This is a genomic window from Alloprevotella rava, from assembly GCF_014195585.1.
Classification (GTDB): Bacteria; Bacteroidota; Bacteroidia; order Bacteroidales; family Bacteroidaceae; genus Alloprevotella; species Alloprevotella rava.
In genome coordinates this window covers 121,029-139,828 of the sequence record NZ_JACICA010000001.1, presented here as the reverse complement: position 1 = coordinate 139,828, position 18,800 = coordinate 121,029, and the positions used below count along the sequence as shown (strand labels likewise).

At 48.1% G+C, this 18,800-nt stretch carries 10 protein-coding genes; 6 read left to right on the top strand and 4 right to left on the bottom strand.

All coding sequences use genetic code 11. The features are described from left to right. Nucleotides 1-60 precede the first annotated feature (60 nt). The 4 genes from FHS60_RS00485 to FHS60_RS00470 all read left to right on the top strand — a co-directional run bounded on the left by FHS60_RS00485 (nucleotide 61) and on the right by FHS60_RS00470 (nucleotide 4,921). On the top strand, nucleotides 61-1,686 hold the full coding sequence (locus tag FHS60_RS00485) for an NAD(P)/FAD-dependent oxidoreductase (protein WP_183693514.1): 1,626 nt from the start codon (nucleotides 61-63) through the stop codon (nucleotides 1,684-1,686). Between the two features lie 154 nt (nucleotides 1,687-1,840). Then, nucleotides 1,841-2,752, top strand: coding sequence for a glycosyltransferase family protein (locus FHS60_RS00480; RefSeq protein WP_183693512.1), 912 nt, complete (start codon nucleotides 1,841-1,843; stop codon nucleotides 2,750-2,752). A 286-nt stretch (nucleotides 2,753-3,038) separates the two neighbouring features. Continuing rightward, a complete protein-coding gene (locus tag FHS60_RS00475; RefSeq protein WP_009348334.1) occupies nucleotides 3,039-3,191 on the top strand; it encodes a hypothetical protein in 153 nt (50 codons plus the stop codon). Nucleotides 3,192-3,250: 59 nt separating this feature from the next. Further along, nucleotides 3,251-4,921, top strand: a complete 1,671-nt coding sequence (locus FHS60_RS00470; protein WP_183693509.1) for a hypothetical protein — start codon at nucleotides 3,251-3,253, stop codon at nucleotides 4,919-4,921. Between the two features lie 527 nt (nucleotides 4,922-5,448). On the opposite strand, the gene FHS60_RS00465 is transcribed toward FHS60_RS00470, so the two are convergent. From FHS60_RS00465 to rplU, 3 genes are all read right to left on the bottom strand, one after another. Next, nucleotides 5,449-6,870, bottom strand: coding sequence for an RNA-binding domain-containing protein (locus FHS60_RS00465; protein WP_183693506.1), 1,422 nt, complete (start codon nucleotides 6,868-6,870; stop codon nucleotides 5,449-5,451). A gap of 256 nt (nucleotides 6,871-7,126) precedes the next feature. Continuing rightward, entirely contained in the window at nucleotides 7,127-7,390 is a 264-nt protein-coding gene (gene rpmA / locus FHS60_RS00460) for a 50S ribosomal protein L27 (RefSeq protein WP_183693503.1), read from the bottom strand. Between the two features lie 21 nt (nucleotides 7,391-7,411). Beyond that, nucleotides 7,412-7,729, bottom strand: coding sequence for a 50S ribosomal protein L21 (rplU, locus tag FHS60_RS00455; protein ID WP_009348338.1), 318 nt, complete (start codon nucleotides 7,727-7,729; stop codon nucleotides 7,412-7,414). A gap of 367 nt (nucleotides 7,730-8,096) precedes the next feature. Here rplU and FHS60_RS00450 point away from each other — a divergent pair, with 367 nt between their 5' ends. Together FHS60_RS00450 and alaS are read left to right on the top strand one after the other, a co-directional pair. After that, entirely contained in the window at nucleotides 8,097-10,766 is a 2,670-nt protein-coding gene (locus FHS60_RS00450; RefSeq protein WP_183693500.1) for a transglutaminase family protein, read from the top strand. A gap of 195 nt (nucleotides 10,767-10,961) precedes the next feature. Further along, on the top strand, nucleotides 10,962-13,589 hold the full coding sequence (gene alaS, locus FHS60_RS00445; RefSeq protein WP_183694316.1) for an alanine--tRNA ligase: 2,628 nt from the start codon (nucleotides 10,962-10,964) through the stop codon (nucleotides 13,587-13,589). A gap of 347 nt (nucleotides 13,590-13,936) precedes the next feature. Here the strand turns inward: alaS and FHS60_RS00440 are convergent, their stop codons facing one another. Next, nucleotides 13,937-18,445: a discoidin domain-containing protein gene (locus FHS60_RS00440; protein ID WP_183693497.1), complete on the bottom strand. Its 4,509-nt coding sequence runs from the start codon at nucleotides 18,443-18,445 to the stop codon at nucleotides 13,937-13,939. Nucleotides 18,446-18,800: the final 355 nt, after the last annotated feature.

The window sequence follows — 18,800 nt, the reverse complement described above, 5'->3', positions numbered from 1 at the left end:
GAAGCAACTGAGAAAACCATTGTTCACGGTGCTTTTTCTCTTGTAAAATAGAAACCAAGTATGCAAAAACAAATACAACTACGCGTAACGCCCGATGTAGCTTTTCAGCCCAGCGTGTTGCGCGAATATGTGGCTCGCGAACTCGCTTGCGATGGGCGCACTATCAAGGCCGTTCACATTCGCAAGCGGAGCATCGATGCGCGCCAACGTTCTGTTTTCGTGAATCTTTCCCTCAATATATACATCAATGAAGAGCCGCCAGCTCTCGATTATGAGCAGGTGGCGTATAAAGATGTTTCTCACGCCGAGCGCGTCATTGTGGTGGGTGCAGGTCCTGGTGGACTCTTTGCCGCCTTGCGCCTCATCGAACTCGGATTACGCCCCGTGGTGCTCGAGCGCGGAAAAGATGTTCGCGAGCGGCGCAAAGATATTGCCCTCATCTCACGCGAGCACAAAGTGGATGCCGAGAGCAACTACTCCTTTGGAGAAGGCGGCGCAGGGGCTTATTCTGACGGGAAACTCTATACGCGCAGCAAGAAAAGAGGTAACTCCGATAAGATTCTCCGCGTTTTCTGCCAGTTTGGAGCATCTACCGATATTCTTGTCGATGCACATCCACACATTGGTACGGACAAGCTGCCGCGCGTGATAGAGAACATGCGCAATCAGATTATCGAAAGTGGCGGCGAAGTCCACTTCCAAACGCGTGTTGACGCTTTCCTCTTCGAGGGCGACAAAGTGGCGGGAGTACAGGCTGCAACGGGTGAGCACTTCCGCGGTCCGGTTATCTTAGCCACGGGGCATAGTGCGCGCGATGTTTATCGCTATCTCTACCAAGCGGGAGTGGAAGTGGAAGCCAAGGGGCTTGCCGTGGGCGTTCGTTTGGAACACCCCTCTCAGCTCATTGATAGCATTCAGTATCACAATCGCAACGGGCGCGGGCGTTTTCTCCCCGCTGCCGAATATAGCTTTGTCACTCAAGCCAATGGGCGCGGCGTTTACAGTTTCTGCATGTGCCCCGGCGGCTTTGTAGTGCCAGCAGCGAGTGGGCCAGAACAAATCGTGGTGAATGGTATGAGTCCGAGCAACCGCAATGGTGCATGGTCCAACTCGGGAATGGTGGTAGAAACTCGCCCTGAGGACATCGACGGCGAACTAGCTCCCTTCATGGCTGAAGCTATGCAAGACGAAGATTTCGCAGCGGCACACATCGACTTCTCTAATCCCGAAAATCCGCTACGCCTTATGTACTTCCAAGAAGCACTGGAAAAGGCGTGTTGGCTGCAAGGGCAACGGCGTCAAACGGCTCCAGCTCAGCGCATGGCCGATTTTGTGAACAACCGCCTTAGCTACGATCTCCCCAAATCGAGCTACGCTCCCGGCGTGGTTTCTTCACCGCTCCATTTCTGGATGCCGAAATTCATCAGCTCCCGCTTGCAAGAAGGCTTCCGTTATTTCGGTCAGCGCAGTCACGGCTTCCTCACCAACGAAGCCCTTGTCATCGCAGCCGAAACCCGCACCTCGAGCCCCGTTCGCATCCTGCGCAACCCCGAAAACCTGCAACACATTCGTATTGCGGGCCTCTTCCCCTGTAGCGAAGGAGCAGGCTATGCAGGAGGTATCGTGTCGGCCGGTGTCGATGGCGAGCGCTGCGCTGAAGCCGCAGCGGCCTATTTGGGGAAATAAGCAATTCTGCAACAGAAAAAAGCAAAGCGCGAGTCCCTAAAATCCACTAAAAGTTGCAATAAATCAGATAAAAGACGAACAATTTATACGGGAAAGTACTACCTTTGCGTCACGAAAATAGAATGATTACTAATTTTATCTACTATAAAACCACATGAAACCAACATTATTTCTTTTGGCTGCTGGCATGGGCAGTCGTTATGGTGGTCTGAAACAATTAGATGGTCTAGGCCCTCACGGCGAGACGATCATGGACTATAGCATCTACGACGCTATCAAAGCTGGCTTCGGCAAGCTCGTTTTCGTTATTCGTAAGGACTTCGAGGAGGATTTCCGCAAGGTGGTGCTTTCTAAGTATGAAGGCCACATCCCCTGCGAGGTTGTTTTCCAAAGTCTCGATAAGTTGCCCGAGGGCTTCACTGTTCCCGAGGGGCGTACAAAACCCTGGGGTACAAACCACGCAGTCATGATGGGTAAATCAGTTATCAACGAACCATTTGCTGTTATCAATTGCGACGACTTCTATGGTGCTGATGCTTTCCGCGTGATGGGCAAGTTCCTTTCCGAATTGCCCGAAAATTCTGAGAAGAAATACGCCATGGTAGGTTTCCGTGTTGGCAATACGCTCTCCGACTTGGGTACTGTATCTCGCGGCGTTTGTGAGAACGACGACAATAACCTCCTCACCAGCGTTGTAGAGCGCACAAAGATCCAACGCTTCGACGGCGTGGTGAAATATCTCGACGACAACGACGAGTGGGTAGCTATCGAGGACAACACCCCTGTATCAATGAACTTCTGGGGCTTCACTCCCGAATACTTCCAGTACTCCGACGAGATGTTTAAGGAATTCCTTTCCGACCCGAAGAATCAGGAAAACTTGAAGAGCGAATTCTTCATTCCCTTAATGGTTGACAAACTCATCCACAAGGACGGAGCAACTTGCGAAGTTCTCGACACTACCAGCAAATGGTTCGGCGTGACTTACAAGGAAGACCGCCCCGAAGTGGTTGCTAAACTTGCCAAATTACACGAAGAAGGCGTTTATCCCGAAAAGATGTTCTAAAAAGAACTCCATAATAACAGTATCAGAGAGCATATCCCCCATCGCGCGGATATGCTCTCTTTTTGCCTTAAATTGAGCTTTAGCAAACATTTTCATAAAACTTTATATTATACACATCTTGTGTGGTGAAAAAGAATTTTATGTAATCTTTTTTATTAAAAAAAAGAAAATGCATATTGATATTTCACTTATACATAAAAAAGATGTAGTTTTGCACACTTATTTCAAAGTGAGTTGAGAAAAGAAATTTTCTCATTAGTGATTTATAAGTAAGGAACATAACAAAATGAAAAAGAAGTACATTTCCCCTTGTTCTGAAATTTTATCAGTACAAACGGTACAATTATTTGCCACTTCAGTTAAACCAACAACCACCGACTCTTCTGAACCAGACTTTGATAATGAAAAGCCGATAGAGTGGGGTGAAATAGAATTTTAACTGAGAAGACAATCACAAGTATGAAGCATTTAACTCCATACGCAATTTCACATTACATTATGAATATTATATCAAGAAACTTATTTTCAATAGTATTTCTGTTGTTAGCAGGCATCCTCGTTGGCTGTTCGAGCAACGATCTTATGGATGCAGAAAAAGAAGATACCACAACAACCAAGGGAGTTAGTTTCATCTTGACTGAACCCGACTTCGGTGAAGAGCAAACAATGGGAAGCCGTAAGGCCAGAATGTGGGAAAATCCTACGGATACTACCGATTTGGGTGATGGTGTGTTGGGTGAAATAAGCCTATCAAAAGATCCTGGCTATGCCGTAACGCGAGCAGCAGCTCGTGCAGCCGCACCTGCTGCTCCTGCCATGAGTAACGGAAGTTACAAAGTTTTGGCCTATGATGCGTCTGGCACGCTTAAAGGAACTATCAATGCTACAGTTTCTAATGGAAAATTTTCAAAGAACGATCATATGATTCTCGAGCCAGGCACTTATACTTTTGTATGTCTTAACGAAAAGGTGGACTATTCAGGAGGTGTTATCAGTGTGTCGCAAGCTAATGCAGCAACAGCACGCATTGGACGCACAGTAAAGGCTATCAGTGGCCCTAAAGCAGAAGTTCCTTTCGTGATGAATCATGTGGGATTACGTGTGCGCGTAAGCATTGAAGCTATGGTGAATATTCCCAAGAATGTCAAAGCTAAAATCATTGATAATAGCGGGAATGCGCCTACTGTGGTGAACTATGATCCTGTAACGGGAACATACTCTGCAGGAGCAGTTGGGGCTTTGTCTGAATCCGATGATACATTTCCTGCCACTAACAACGGTTTCTTCCAAGAAAAATATGTCTCTACTCCTAAAGTGAAATCCTATCACTATCTTTTGCCAAGTGAAGGTTCAAATATTCAGTTGAAATTTACAAGTGGCGATAAAATTTATCATAAAGACTTGACAGGGCGGACAATAACCTCGTATAAGGGAGTCACGTTAGAACCTAATGGCACTTATCTGCTGAATGTGAAATTAACCAAGGTGTTCAAGTATGTTTTTGATGACGGTACTGTAGATTTTTTGCGAAATAAAGGAACGCGTACCCCCATTGCGTTGATTATTAGCGAAACCGATCGCTCGGCCATCTCGCTTCATGACGCCAACAATGGTGAGAAATCTATCTGGACTTTAAAAAGGAGTATATATAATAATCCTGAGGCAGAATACCCCAGTCAGCATGATCAGATTCCAGCAACTTCTCAAGGACTTCATTGGACATGGGATGCCAATGGTAGCAAGGACGGAGTCACTATTAAAGCCAATGAAAAAGATAAATGCCCCGCATTCTATCATGCAGCCCATTATGAGCCAGGTGTTAATGTGACTGGCTCTAATCTGAGTAAATGGTATCTCGGAGCAAACACCGATTGGAAAAATTTGTATCTCTATGTTGGTTTTGGGACAAATCTGACAGTAAATGCTAATAGTTCTGGGCAAGGCTGGTATATTCATGTCGTAAACAAGGCTTTTTCGGATGCAGGAGGAACAACGGTCAATGTTACGGATCCAGATCCAAGTGTAACAGTCAAAGCATATTGGTCAAGTACATATTATAGAGATTTCAATACCGGTATTCTAAATATCTTCAAAAATGGTTATACGGATGGCAACCATTCATTACACGATAATGATAAAAATTACATTCGCGCCTTTATTCATTATTGATAACTCTATAGTAAAGAAAACTCCCAGCAACTTAGAGAATTGCTGGGATTTTTATATCATTTCGTTCTGCATAAGCTTTGATTTGTGAAAGAATATGGGGTTCATCTCCGAATGGCGTTGGTGTTATCCTTTCTTCATACAATAAACCAAATATTCTCCTACCAATAAAAAGTTATTTTTTGTTGTCACGTTGTCACAGATTACGAAAACTATCTGATTGACAACCTCTTATAGGGTGTGACAACAAATTTTCATTCCCTTTTTGTTGTCACACCGTTGTCACACGTATAACACTATATATTTCAGCACTTTAACCGCAAAGTGTGACAACGTGACGACGTGACAACAAAAAAAGAACACGCGGGAGGAGCGTTTCCTCCTCTAAATTTCCACCATCCTACTTACAGCCTTCCCCACAATAAGCGCGCCAGCTCACACAATAAGGCTATCAGCTGACATCCTTATTCTATTCCCAAACACAATAAGGGTGTTCACGCTTATCTATACACGTATTCTCAGGAAGATTTTTAGTCTGTTTTATCATTTGAAAGAATCACCCAGTGACCTCTATCCCCACTACCTTCATACTTGACTTTATCTCTCATCTTTTCCAACTGTCGCTGAACCGTTTTAACACTGATGTGCTGCGATGCGGCGATCTCTTTTCGTGTTACTTTATCATTGTTTTTGATAGCCGCCAAAATTACTTCTTCTAACGATGGCTGATGAAGGACATTGTGAGGGACAGAATGAGGGACATTGTCCTCCACAACGGTCTTCGCTCTCAATGTAGCTTTCAGAATAAAGTCGTCCTGAATATATTTCGGTTCAGGTTGCCCTGCTTCCTGCATTTCACGATACATACGATCTACGCCCTCTCCAAACTCCTTCACAATTTTATAGTCGCGCAGATAAGCAGCAATCTTGGGATTGCGAGAAAAGTGGATATGACGAATATTATAGGTGCGCACAAGACCGGGTAGGAAGCCGGGACTTTCCACTGTAAAATGATCATCGAATAACTTGACTTGAATATCCGTGCCGTAGATGGAATAATCACGATGCGCCACAGCATTAACAATCAATTCTTGCCAACAATATTTTGGATACTCAGGAATAGTCACAAAGAGGCCCTTTGAGCCGAGGAAGGTGTATTCTTTGATCTGCGTCTGCACATAAGCAATAACCTTATTGATAATTTCTAATACAGTCCCTTCAAAGATCACATCCTTTACCACATTCATCTCTGTTCCTACTTTGGCTTCTGTGCCCTGATATCGAATAAAGCGCACATAAGAACGTGGAAAGAATTGCTGAGTATTTTTACCGAAGAGAAGAATAGCAGCACCACTCACTTTCTCTACACCATCACGGTTGGTCACGAACTCCTTATTTTCACGAAGAAAAGTGATAGCATCCTTGCTGTAGCCCAAGACCTTGATATAATCATTCACCTTAGCAAGGTCGATGTCCTCAATGGTTGCATTATAAACTGGCTCGTCCTCGTAATAGCGTCCACCTTTAGCATAGAGTAGCTGCATTCGTTGCTCAAAAGAAAGTTTCTTAGATTTATCGCCTACACGATAGAAAGCATCATCAGCTTGATTAGCGTGGAGTTTCATACTTTGATGAACGTGCATCAAAAGAATATGATTCGAGCGCCCATCTACATCTATGCAAGCCAAACGTTCGATCTCCACATCTATGGAAGGGACACAGAAATCAAATGGTGCACGCAACAATTCATTAATATGTTGTTCCATTCCGTCGATGCCCGTTACCTTCCCGTCATCTTCAATACCAACAGCAATATCTCCACCATCTGCATTAGCCATCGCCACGAGTATTACAGCCAACGATTTTGCATCAATCTTGGCACTCTTACGATCAAAGGTCTGCCCTTCAGGCTTTACTTGCAGTTCTTCTATCTTCTTAAGATTACCCATCATAGGACAAAAATACTATTTATTTTTGTTCTTCCCCCAAATATGTTAATACTTAAGCATATTATACATAAAAAGCCACCAATTCCTTATCGCTATAGTCTATATAAAGTAATACTACAAACATATACTACTGGGAATAATATCCGATATCTACTATTTTACTACCACTACATCCCATATCATTCCGAAGTAAGCACAAAAAAAGAGGGCATCGAGATTGTTCGATGTCCTCTTTCTTAAATTGTTAGTTACCTTAGCTTTAGGCTTCAGCTTGGGGTTCTACGGAAACAACGCTGCGGTCGCGATTACCACGACGGAAAACAACTACACCGTCTGCCAAAGCATACAGAGTGTCGTCCTTACCCTTAGCAACGTTCTTACCGGGATAGTGAACCGTACCGCGCTGGCGAACAAGAATGTTGCCTGCTACGCAAGTTTGGCCACCCCAAATCTTAACACCTAAACGCTTTGAAGCTGATTCGCGGCCGTTCTTAGAACTACCAACACCTTTTTTATGTGCCATTTCTTAAAATAATTTTAGGGGTTAAGCAATAACTTGTTTGATTACCAACTCAGTGAACTGATGACGATAGCCGTTGAGCTTGCGATAGCCCTTACGACGCTTCTTATGGAAAATAAGAACTTTGTCACCCTTAACGAGCTTGGAAGCTACTTCTGCAACTACCTTTGCGCCGTCAACAGTGGGAGCGCCTACAGTTACCGTGCCGTCTGCGTCTACCAGCAGCACCTTGTCAAATTCAACAGTTTGGCCGTCTTCTGCATTCTGCAAATGATTGACGAAGAGCTTCTTGCCCTCTTCTGCCTTGAACTGCTGACCGTTAATCTCTACGATTGCGTACATTATAAATTATTGTTTAAACGGATTTTTCCGGGAGGCGGAAGAATCTATCGAATGTCCACGCTGTTCGGCGCTGTGTGGTAGTGCGTCCCGTTATTTCTCTTTCGATTTTCTTCGCTTTTTCGGCCCCGTCGGACTCAATGCGGGTGCAAAAGTAGTACTTATTTACATAAAAACAAAATCTTTTGGCGCGGAAAATGCTTTTAATCAGCGAATTTCAACCATTTACTTTCAGCTTTTTCCTATAAAAATCCAGAAAATCTTTTCTCTTGCAACATCATCGCTCGTCTATTTTTGTGTGCTTTTCTCTTTCTTTTTTAGAATTTCCTGCAATTTTCATATCTTTGCTGCAAAGAAAGACTGATTCCCTATGAAAAAAATTCTGATGATGCTTTGGGCTGCTCTCTGCCTACAAGCTACAGCACAAACGGCGAAAGAAGTGCAGGCCGATTTCCAACAGCGCTTCAAAAATTCAGTTTGCACTCATCCGCAAGAGGCGCTGAAATTGGCGAAGACACCGCAAGAACGCGATGCGCTCCAGTTTTTGTATGCTTACATGGACTGGACCGACGTGACGGATTATACCCCACAGTTCATGCTGGATAATGCGCGCTTAGCCCTCCAAACTCGCACTGATTTTCCTTGGGGAAAACAGATTCCCGACCGTGAATGGCAGCATTTTGTTTTGCCTATTCGTGTCAACAACGAACATCTCGATTCATTCCGTATAAAAACCTACGAAGTGCTCCGAAAGCGTGTGCGCCACATGAATTGGCACGATGCGGCTCTCGAAGTGAACCATTGGTGCCATTCTGTGATGACCTATCGCCCTTCAGATGCTCGCACCTCCAGCCCACTGGCTTCCATGCGCACCACTACGGGGCGTTGCGGCGAGGAGAGTACGCTGGCGGTGAGTGCGCTTAGAGCTGTGGGCATACCGGCGCGCCAAGTGTACACCCCACGTTGGGCGCACACCGATGATAACCACGCATGGGTGGAGGCTTACGTTGATGGGAAATGGCAGTTTCTCGGAGCTTGCGAACCAGCTGCGGAATTGAACATTGCGTGGTTCAACCAGCCCGCAGCACGTGGTATGCTGATGAATACTACTGTCATGGGACGATACCAAGGCGAAGAACAAATCCTCCAACAATATCCGTTGCAAACCACTATCAACGTGACCAATAATTACGCGCCTGTTGAACGACGCAGCGTGCGCATTGTCGATGCTGAAGGGCGTAAAGTGCGCGATGCAAAAGTGCGCTTCGGCCTTTACAATTATGCTGAATTTTATACGCTCTATTCCACTCAGTCGGATGCTCGCGGTGAAGCCTCACTCATCTGCGGAAAGGGCGATCTCCTTGTTTGGGCAGCAAAGGACGGACGCTACGGTTTTGCCAAAGTTTCGCCGAATCAGGGTAAACACCCCACAGAGATACGCCTTACTCATAAAGCGGGCGATCGCTTTGAAATTGACTTAACGCTCACTCCTCCTCCCGTGAGCAACAACTATCCGAAAGTGTCGCCCGAAGCCGAAGCTCTCAACAATAAGCGATTGGCGCAAGAAGATGCTCAGCGCATGAAATGGCCTTCAGTCTGGCCAAACGAGAAGAAGGTGGAGGAAATAGGTGAAGTATTAAACTACGATGTAGCCCGCTTGCAGCCGCTCTTCAAAAAATCGGAGGGGAACTTCATGGCGCTCTACGATGTGCTTGAACATTTCAACCAAGAAAAGAATGTATGCGTATTGTCGAAGAATTTGACGCAAAAAGATCTTGTTCTGTACGTACTCGAAAGTTTAACAGACAAAGACTTGCGCGACTTTGATGAGCGGGTTATCATCAACCACATCGAACAAATCGAAAAGCAGCTGTCCACACCGAGCGCAATGAAAGTGGACGAAGAGGACTTCCAACGCAACTTATACTACGTGCTCTGCCCTCGCATCTCAACGGAAGAGCTCACGCCATGGCGCACAGAGCTGGCTCAGACAGTGGAAACGATCCGGACATTCACTCATACCGACGAACAAGTGGCGGCAATCATGCAGAAACTAAATAGCGTGAAGACCGACACCACACCCGCTTCACGCTTCATCCCTCAAGCTCCCGCCACAGTGCTTTCCTCACAACAAGCCTCAACCACTTCCAAAGGTATCTGCTTCGTGGCAATGTGCCGTACATTGGGCATTCCCGCTCGCCGTGATGAAGTGACGAGCAATTTCCAATATTGGGATGGAGAATGGAAAACAGTAGATTTCGGTCCAACGCAAACTGCTGCTAACTCTCAGTTGTCCAACCTTGCTCTCTCCTACTCTCCGCGTCGTTTCATGGAGAATCCTTCCTACTATTCCCACTTCTCTCTCTCACGCCTCGAAGACGGACTACCAAAGCTGCAAGGCTATGACGAGAACGCTACTTGGGCGGAAACTTTCAAAAAGGGCGTAGAAGTGGAGAGCGGCGACTATCTGCTCACCTCCGGCACACGTTTGGCCGATGGTAGTGTGCTCTGCCACATCAGTGTGTTTCCCGTAACGGCTGACACCACTGTGCAACTCGTCATGCGGGAGGATGCCAGCCAGGTAAGCGTCATCGGTTCGTTCAACGCTGAGAACATCTACCACGACCTTGAGGAAGCTAAGGAGAAGAGCGTTCTCTCCACCACTGGGCGCGGCTATTTCATCGTTGGATTACTCAAAGCCAACAATGAGCCGAGTACCCATATTCTCCACGATATTGAAGCCAGTCGTGCCGAGCTTGAGAGCTGGGGGCGCACCATTTTGATGCTCTTCCCCACGGCAGCAGAGTACGACTCCTTCATGAAACGTCGCAGCGAATTTCCTAACCTGCCGAAGAACCTCCGCTTTGGTATCGACAGCAAACAGCAAGTGGCCAACGATCTCTTTGGTAGCGGCCTGACGCAAAGCCCCGAACGCCCCGTCGTGATTATCGGCGACACGTTCAACCGCGTTGTATTCTTCAGCCAGGGCTACACCATCGGCATGGGGCAGCAACTCACAAAGACTATCGGTAAACTCTAACGCGACGCCTTTAACGGTGTAAAATTTCCACAAGCCCACTCCGCGAACACATTCTTCGCGTGAGTGGGCTTGCCTTGTTTTCTTCGGGCGTCAGTAAGGGTACAGAATAAGGAAAACAAGGTGTGGAACTTTGCGTTTCAGCCACTTTGCAGTATTTTTGCACCTTTAGAAAAAGAAAACTAATAAAAATACAGAATAATGACAGCAAACGAAATTCGCGAGTCGTACAAGAAATTCTTCGAAAGCAAGGGGCACACGATTGTACCTTCTGCTCCGATGGTTGTCAAGGACGACCCCACGCTGATGTTTACAAATGCCGGCATGAATCAATGGAAAGATATCATCCTCGGCACGCGTGAGCCAGAACCGCGCCGTCGTACAGACTCACAGAAGTGTCTGCGCGTGAGCGGCAAACACAATGACCTTGAAGAAGTGGGTCACGACACTTACCACCACACTATGTTTGAGATGCTCGGTAACTGGAGTTTTGGCGATTACTTCAAAGAGAAAGCGATCGACTATGCTTGGGAGTATCTCGTTGATGTTCTTCACCTCGACCCGAAAGATCTCTACGTCACCGTGTTTGAGGGATCTAAGGAAGAAGGCCTTGAGCGCGACGACGAAGCAGCCAGCTTCTGGGCTAAGCATGTTCCAGCCGACCATATCATCAACGGCAACAAGCACGACAACTTCTGGGAGATGGGCGACACAGGTCCCTGCGGTCCTTGCTCCGAAATCCATGTCGATTCCCGCTCAGCAGAAGAGAAAGCAAAAGTTCCAGGGCGTGAACTCGTTAATAAGGATGACCCTCAAGTTATCGAAATCTGGAACATCGTATTCATGCAGTACAACCGCAAAGCGGATGGCACTCTCGAACCACTTCCTATGCACGTCATCGATACGGGTATGGGCTTCGAACGCTTGGTGCGCATGCTGCAGGGTAAGAATTCCAACTACGACACCGATATTTTCCAACCCATCATCAAGAAAGAGGAACAGCTGTCCGGCTTTACTTACGGTAAGGAAGAGAATGTTGATGTGGCCATGCGTGTGGTTGCCGACCACCTCCGCGCTATCGCTTTCTCCATTGCTGACGGTCAGTTGCCCAGTAATGCGAAAGCGGGCTATGTCATTCGCCGCATTCTGCGCCGTGCAGTGCGCTACGCCTACACGTTCCTCAATCAGAAACAGGCATTCATCTATCAGCTCATCCCTACTTTCGTGAAAGAAATGGGCGGTGCTTATCCCGAACTCACTGCGCAGCAGGAGCTCATCACCCGCGTTATCAAGGAAGAGGAAGATAGCTTCCTCCGCACTTTGGCAACGGGTATCAACCTGCTCGACGGACTGATTCAGGAAACCAAGGCAGCTGGCAGCAATACGCTCGATGGTGCTAAGGCTTTCACGCTTTTCGACACTTACGGTTTCCCCTTCGACCTCACAGAACTCATCTGCGCTGAGCAGGGACTCAAGACGGACGAAGAAGGCTTCAATGCAGAGATGCAGAAGCAAAAAGAGCGCGCTCGCAATGCTGCGGCAGTGGAAACTGGCGACTGGGTGGTGATCCGCGAAGGTGAAGACAAGTTTGTGGGTTGGGACGAGACAGAAGCCGACTGCCATATCCTGCGCTACCGTAAAGTGCAGCAGAAGAAGCAGACCTACTACGAACTCGTACTCGACACTACTCCTTTCTACGCTGAGATGGGCGGCCAGGTGGGCGACAAAGGTATTCTTCGCAGTGCGAACGAAACAGTTCAGATTTTCGATACGAAGCGCGAGAACAACCTCCCCATTCATCTAACAAAACAACTGCCCGAAAATCCGGCAGCTGATTTCCGCGCAATAATCGACCTCGAAGCGCGCCGTGGTAGCGAAGCCAACCACACGGCCACTCACCTCATCGACCAAGCCCTCCGCGAGGTTCTCGGCAGCCATGTAGAACAAAAGGGTTCGCTCGTTACGCCCGACTATCTGCGCTTCGACTTCTCTCACTTTCAGAAGGTGACGCCGGAAGAATTGCGTAAGGTTGAACAGATTGTCAACCGTCGCATCCGTGAAGATATCCCCTTGCAGGATCATCGCAACGTACCTATGGAAGAAGCCAAGCGTATGGGCGCCATCGCTCTCTTTGGCGAGAAATATGGCGACGAAGTTCGTGTTGTACAGTTCGGCAACAGTGTAGAGTTCTGCGGCGGTTGCCATGCCAAGAGTACCGGTCGTCTCGGTTTGTTCCGCATCGTGAGCGAGAGCAGTGTAGCTGCTGGTGTTCGCCGCATCGAAGCTCTCACCGGTAAGGCAGCAGAAGAGAGTGTCTATATGCAACAAGACTTGCTGACGAGTTTGAAAGAACTCTTCAACAATGCTAAGGATCTCACGGCAGCTATTCAGAAAACCATCGAAGAAAACAGCGGACTGAAAGCTCAAGTAGAGGACTTCGTGAAGCAGAAGGTGCAGCAAATCAAAGCGAGCCTCATCGAACGCGCTGAAGATATCAACGGCGTCAAGGTGCTTAAGAGCGTACTCCCCATGAGTATTTCTCCCGACGCTGTCAAAGACTTGGCTTTCCAGGTGTCAGGACAATTGCCCGAGAAGATGCTCTGCGTGCTGGGTTCGAGCTATGAAGGCAAACCGCTTTTAACGGTAATGATCAGCAAAGACCTCGTGAAGGATAACGCCCTCAATGCGGGACAGATGGTGCGCGAAGCAGCCAAACTTATCCAAGGTGGCGGCGGCGGTGCTCCCCACTTTGCCACGGCAGGCGGTAAGGATGTTAACGGCCTTGAAGCTGCCGTTGAAAAAGTGCTTGAATTAGCCAATCTCTAAAACTGAGATACTCTATTATAGAAATCCCCTGCAAATTACTTGCAGGGGATTTTTCGTACATACATTCATCAAAATAGGCAGTGTCCCAAACAAAGCTTCCACTCTATTTGGGACACTGCCCTTTTTCTGATGCAAAAATAGCTGCATCATACATCTGTACCATGCCACAGAAAAGATATTTCAGAAAGATCGTCACTCATGCAAAAATAAGAGGCTCAAAGGTGGAATCAGATGAGGAAATGGAAATAGAAAAGTCCTGCCGAAGTACACAAAGGAAGGTCTTCGACAGGACGGATAAGGTGGAAGCGCAAGGGAGCAAAAGGAAAATGCCGGGTGCGCTAATGAGATTATTTCATGAGTTTTACCGTTTTAGAAATTCCGGAAGTCATGATGTCAAGGATATAAGTTCCTGCTGGCCAGGCAGCAGTGGAGAGAACAACTCGGTCTGTTCCTTTCGCCGTTCCCAACAGTCGACCATCCGACGTGTAGGCACGAATGCTGAGTGGGCTAGCTCCAGTCACTTCTATGCTTGTCGGCGTTGTCGTCACCTTCAGACCATTGGCGGAAGCCTCAGCAATACCGGTGGTTTTCTTTACCACAAACACCAAATTATGGTCGGCACGCACTGCGGCAAAGTGCACCGTTGCAACTGAATCCCTACCAGCATTGAGCGTTGTCTGAACACCGTCCTTCGTGTAGCCAGCAAGGCGGAAGCCGTCTTGAGCCACGGCCTTGACCGAAACAGTTTTTCCTGGTGCGACGGCAGCTACCAATTGCTCGCCGGCAGCTGTCACTCCAGCCTTAGGGGTGAACGTCACGTCAAGTCCTGTGGGGACAGTCACACTGATGAGGTATTTCTCAGTGAGTGCTGCAGAAGCATCGGCTGCTGCTTTCTCGTAATCGGCAGCTCCTACATAGAGGCTGGCAGCTGCCAATTCCAAACCAGCCGTACCGCCCAACTGAAGACGAGCTGGCGTGAGTATTTCCTCAGCATAAGCAGCATTATAGGCAGTGCCCTGCAAGTTGCCATCGATATAGACTTTCACCATGCCGTTTGCCTCGCGCACAGCAGTAATCTGATGGTTACGGCCATCGTTCACCACAGAGTCAGCGGCAAAGGTGGTATGTCCCACCTTGAAGACGGGTTTTCCATTCACGAGTTCCAACTTCCACGCTCCTGCCTGCTGTGCTATGACTGTATTGGCAGCAGTAGTACGGACGAGTGTAGAGAAAGTGAAAGCATCGCGCCCACCTATCGTTTTCTCACTCACCGCGGTATAGGACTTGTCCAAAGCAAGGAACTGAACGCCGGCGCGGAGGTCCGAACGCGTGGCTACGGTCTCTGCCTGCTGCAATTGTGCTGTAGAATCTATGCGGAGAACGAGACCTCCTGCATTATAGTAGAAGACAGGAGATACATCCTGAGAGAGAACATTGTTCCAATCCGAAAGATTCTGTGCCTTCAGCGTGTAAGCCTTATTATCTTGTAAAGCATTGGCAAAGGTGAGTGTCACGGTGCGATAATCGGCCGCTAAGGAAACCGCTGCGGGCTGACCAACGAGTGTTGCTCCATCATAGAGAGCAAAGGCAGAAGTTGTGGGGCGGACAGGTTCAGAGAACTGCGCCACCACTTTGCGAGCTTCCGTAGAGCGCACCGTGGCAAATGTTGCAGGGGTGGTATCGGCCGCACCAAAGCGGAGCACGAGAATCTCACCCGGACGGAGCGTCAGTTGCATATTCTGACCGTATGCGTAAGTCGTGGCAGCAGGTGTCCAAGTCAGTGCTGTCGCTGCACCCGGTGTGCCGCTATATTGCATAATCAGGCCGGCATGCAGATTATTTGCTGTTTCGGGAACTCCTACCGCTTTGTCGAACGTAAACGTGAAAGTCTTAGAAGTGTTTGACGGATTGCGGAACGAAACAATACCCTCCGCTTGTTGTCCTGTTGTAACGGGACGCCAGCAAGAGTAGCCGTAGATTTCGCCCGACTTCGGCGAGCGACCAAAGTAGACAGCATTGCGCAGTGTCTCGTAATTCTTGTCTATGAACGTGAGGGCTTCGGCATTGATAAGCCATTTGTTGCCTTCGTCCATCATGTTGTAAGAATAAAGCATTTCCCAGAACGCCGTACCACGTGTAGCCATCATGTAGAGGTAGGCGCGGAACTCATTGTCAGACATAGCGTTGGGACTCATACAGTCCGTCTTGCCGTAGATAGGATCGTGGTTGAATATGTGGCTCTGGGGAAATTGCAGACCGTTGGCATTGTAGAAATCGTAGTAGCGATCGTCGCGGTAGCTTAATTGCTTGTCGAGTTCACTATTGCGACCGCCCACTACAGCCCGTCCCATATCGTTGGAATTCTGCATCCACACACTGTTGCAGAACTGCAAAATCCACGGACTCGGATTGACGTAGCAAGTAAGATTGAGCCAAAGGTCGCTACCACGACCAGAGGCCTCAGCGTAAAGGTCGCGGAACACATCGTACCAACGCTCCCAATGCTCCGTAAAATAGTAGTTGCCATTTTTCCCGCCCGTGATATAACGGCCATTATTGCTGGGTTGCGGTTCTACCGTGGAGAAACCATCAAGTTTCCAATAATTAACCCCGTAATCCTTCTGACAGGTGAGGAAAAAGTCGCGCAGCTTGGAGACATAGACAGAGTCGCCCGTCACAGCATCCCCCGAACGCGTATTATACGTGCCGTTGCCGTGGGATTCAAGGAAATGTCCCCAACTTGCATTGAAATTGTAGCCACCACGCGGGCCGAGCCAAATACCAAAGTCGGAACCATAGCGGTGAGCTATCTGTGCTGCACCCTGAAGCCCCGTGGGGAATTTAGAATTGAATTCCCAGAAACCAGACACGTTGGAAGTAGTGCCGGAACGTTCCGTATCGCTGACGTTATAGTTGTTCCAACCATCATCCACAACATAGGAGTCCATCGGTCGGAGACCGTGCTGCGTGAAACCGCGTTCCATTCGTTTGAAACTGGTATTGATGCGCTCTTCCGTAATGGTCATCATCCAGTCGTACCAACTGTTGTACTGCATACGTACTTTAGTGGGGCGTGCTATCGTCTCAATGTAGGAGAAGAAGTCCTGACGGATCACTCCCACTTCGGAAACGGAGCGCGCAGCCCCTTCCACGTTAGGCCAAGTACGGAAAACGCCGTCTTTGGCAATGCTACTGAGCGATTTCCCGCTGTAGTAGCGCGAATATCCAAAGCCGTTGGAGATTTCGTTCTCAGCTTGCGGAAATTCCGACCCAAAGAAAAGACCATCGATATAGAAGGGCTGACCGAGACTCATCGTGTAGGCACTCATACCTCCCACACCGCCGGAACCTTCTGGGTGAGACCATCGCTGATTAGCTGCCACGCCCTCAACGCCCATATTCTCCATTTCGATATAGTCGATAGGCGTGGTGCGGGCTGCCTCGTCTGCAGCACTGATGAGGAGGTATTTATGCAGAAAATGGTCCTTCTCTTTCATTTCTACCACCATGCTGACATTCCACGTAGCACTGACACCATCTGCAGGGTTCACGTGCTGATAAGGTTTCATCTCAAAGACGAGACGCTTACCTCCGTCGATACTTTCTTCTCTGACATTGTCGAGGGTCATTTGAGAAGCGGAGAATGCCGTAGGGAGCGGAACGGCTACAGTGTCCGCAGAAAGATTAAACTCTGCACAACAGCCAAATTCGCGACCGTTGACGGCGCTGGTCTCTGTCAGACGCACATAGCGCGCCGTGATATCGCGACCGAGGTCTGTCCAAACCGTGGCCACCTCCGTATAGGCGAGTGTGCCTGTCTTGACTGTCTGCCAGTCGGAGCCATTGTCCGACACAGAGAATTCATAGCCTGCAATATTTCCATTGGAGCGCACTCCCTCAGAGCCAGAACGTGGCAGATAGCCAAAACTGCGGAATGTGGCAGCAGCCCCGAGGTCGATGGTTAGAGAATGAGGCAGAGCAGCAGAGCCTTGGCCTTGCTGACCGGAATAGAACGTATGCCACAGCGTTGCGGCATCGCCATCAATGGCCAAAGAGGGATCGCCCACCGTAGCACTTTCGTGACACCAGGAATCGGCCGTTGCCGTCCAACCCGTACGGGGAAGCTTTGTCATCTCAGTGGCGGCAGTCTGTGCTTCTGAAGACAGGCGGAATTCTCCGCAAGCGGCAAACTTCGCACCGTTCCAACTGCTCTTGATGATTACTTTAACGTAACGCGCCGTTATGTTGTGGCTAAAATTTGTCCAAATTTCCTTGAGACTGTAAGGCATCGTTCCCGAATAGACCGTAGTAAGAGCCGTGGGAGTATCGCCTGCTTGTATCTCTATTTCTTTTGCGTGTCCGTTGACCGATTTGTCTGCTTGACGCGTGGTATAGCCGAAACTGCGGAACGTTTGGCTACTACCGAGATCTACGAGAAACCAGTGGGGCATCTCTGCGAGCGAAGCGTCCGTATAGTTGGAATGCCAATAGGTGGCATCATTGCCGTCAATAATAGATGCGGGCGTTCCGCAGCCATTTTCGGGCGTAAAGCCATCGGCTGTCACTGTCCAGGCAGCGCGGTTAAGCAAACCGCCCACCTGCTTTTTCTGTGTGACAGGATTGAGCGAAAACTCTTCACTCCCCGCAGAGGGATTGAAAGTAGCAGTAGGCGCGGTGCGCTTATTGACCATTTTTCCAGGCCGAAGGTGTTGTCCTGAAATATTGAAATGACGTTCGAGATAAGCATTACTGATACTGACGTCCGTTGCCGTCCGCGTCACACTCACCTGCGCCTTCATTCCAACGGGCAGTAAGACACTGAACCCTAAGAATAAGGAAGGGATTAAAAGTTTCATGAAATGTAAAAAATTTGCTTTATAGGTAACGGGGCGCAAATTAAAAAAATAAAAAAGAAATACAAACTTTTGCAACAGAAATGACGGTTTTTGCGAAGAAAGGATTCAGCATCAGTTGTTCCCATATCGCAGCAAAACATTGCTGCCCCTATTCTTGACATTCGGTTTTTCAGCTATAGATGTGAAAAAGTCTTTCGTTTCTCCACGAAACTTTAGGGTACACTTCTGGAAAGCTTTTCCGACCGCTTTTTTCTTTATTATTCCCTCCAAAAAAGCAGAAAAGCCAGCAGTTTTCACAAAGAAGCGCACTTTCATCCTTATTCTGTCAACTGACACAATAAGGCTGTCAGCTGGC

Coding starts and splice junctions, on each gene's coding strand:
- FHS60_RS00450 (WP_183693500.1), top strand. CDS start 8,097: ATGAAAAAAATTCTGATGATGCTTTGGGCTGCTCTCTGCCTACAAGCT.
- rpmA (WP_183693503.1), bottom strand. CDS start 7,390: ATGGCACATAAAAAAGGTGTTGGTAGTTCTAAGAACGGCCGCGAATCA.
- FHS60_RS00440 (WP_183693497.1), bottom strand. CDS start 18,445: ATGAAACTTTTAATCCCTTCCTTATTCTTAGGGTTCAGTGTCTTACTG.
- FHS60_RS00475 (WP_009348334.1), top strand. CDS start 3,039: ATGAAAAAGAAGTACATTTCCCCTTGTTCTGAAATTTTATCAGTACAA.
- FHS60_RS00480 (WP_183693512.1), top strand. CDS start 1,841: ATGAAACCAACATTATTTCTTTTGGCTGCTGGCATGGGCAGTCGTTAT.
- FHS60_RS00470 (WP_183693509.1), top strand. CDS start 3,251: ATGAATATTATATCAAGAAACTTATTTTCAATAGTATTTCTGTTGTTA.
- FHS60_RS00485 (WP_183693514.1), top strand. CDS start 61: ATGCAAAAACAAATACAACTACGCGTAACGCCCGATGTAGCTTTTCAG.
- FHS60_RS00465 (WP_183693506.1), bottom strand. CDS start 6,870: ATGATGGGTAATCTTAAGAAGATAGAAGAACTGCAAGTAAAGCCTGAA.
- rplU (WP_009348338.1), bottom strand. CDS start 7,729: ATGTACGCAATCGTAGAGATTAACGGTCAGCAGTTCAAGGCAGAAGAG.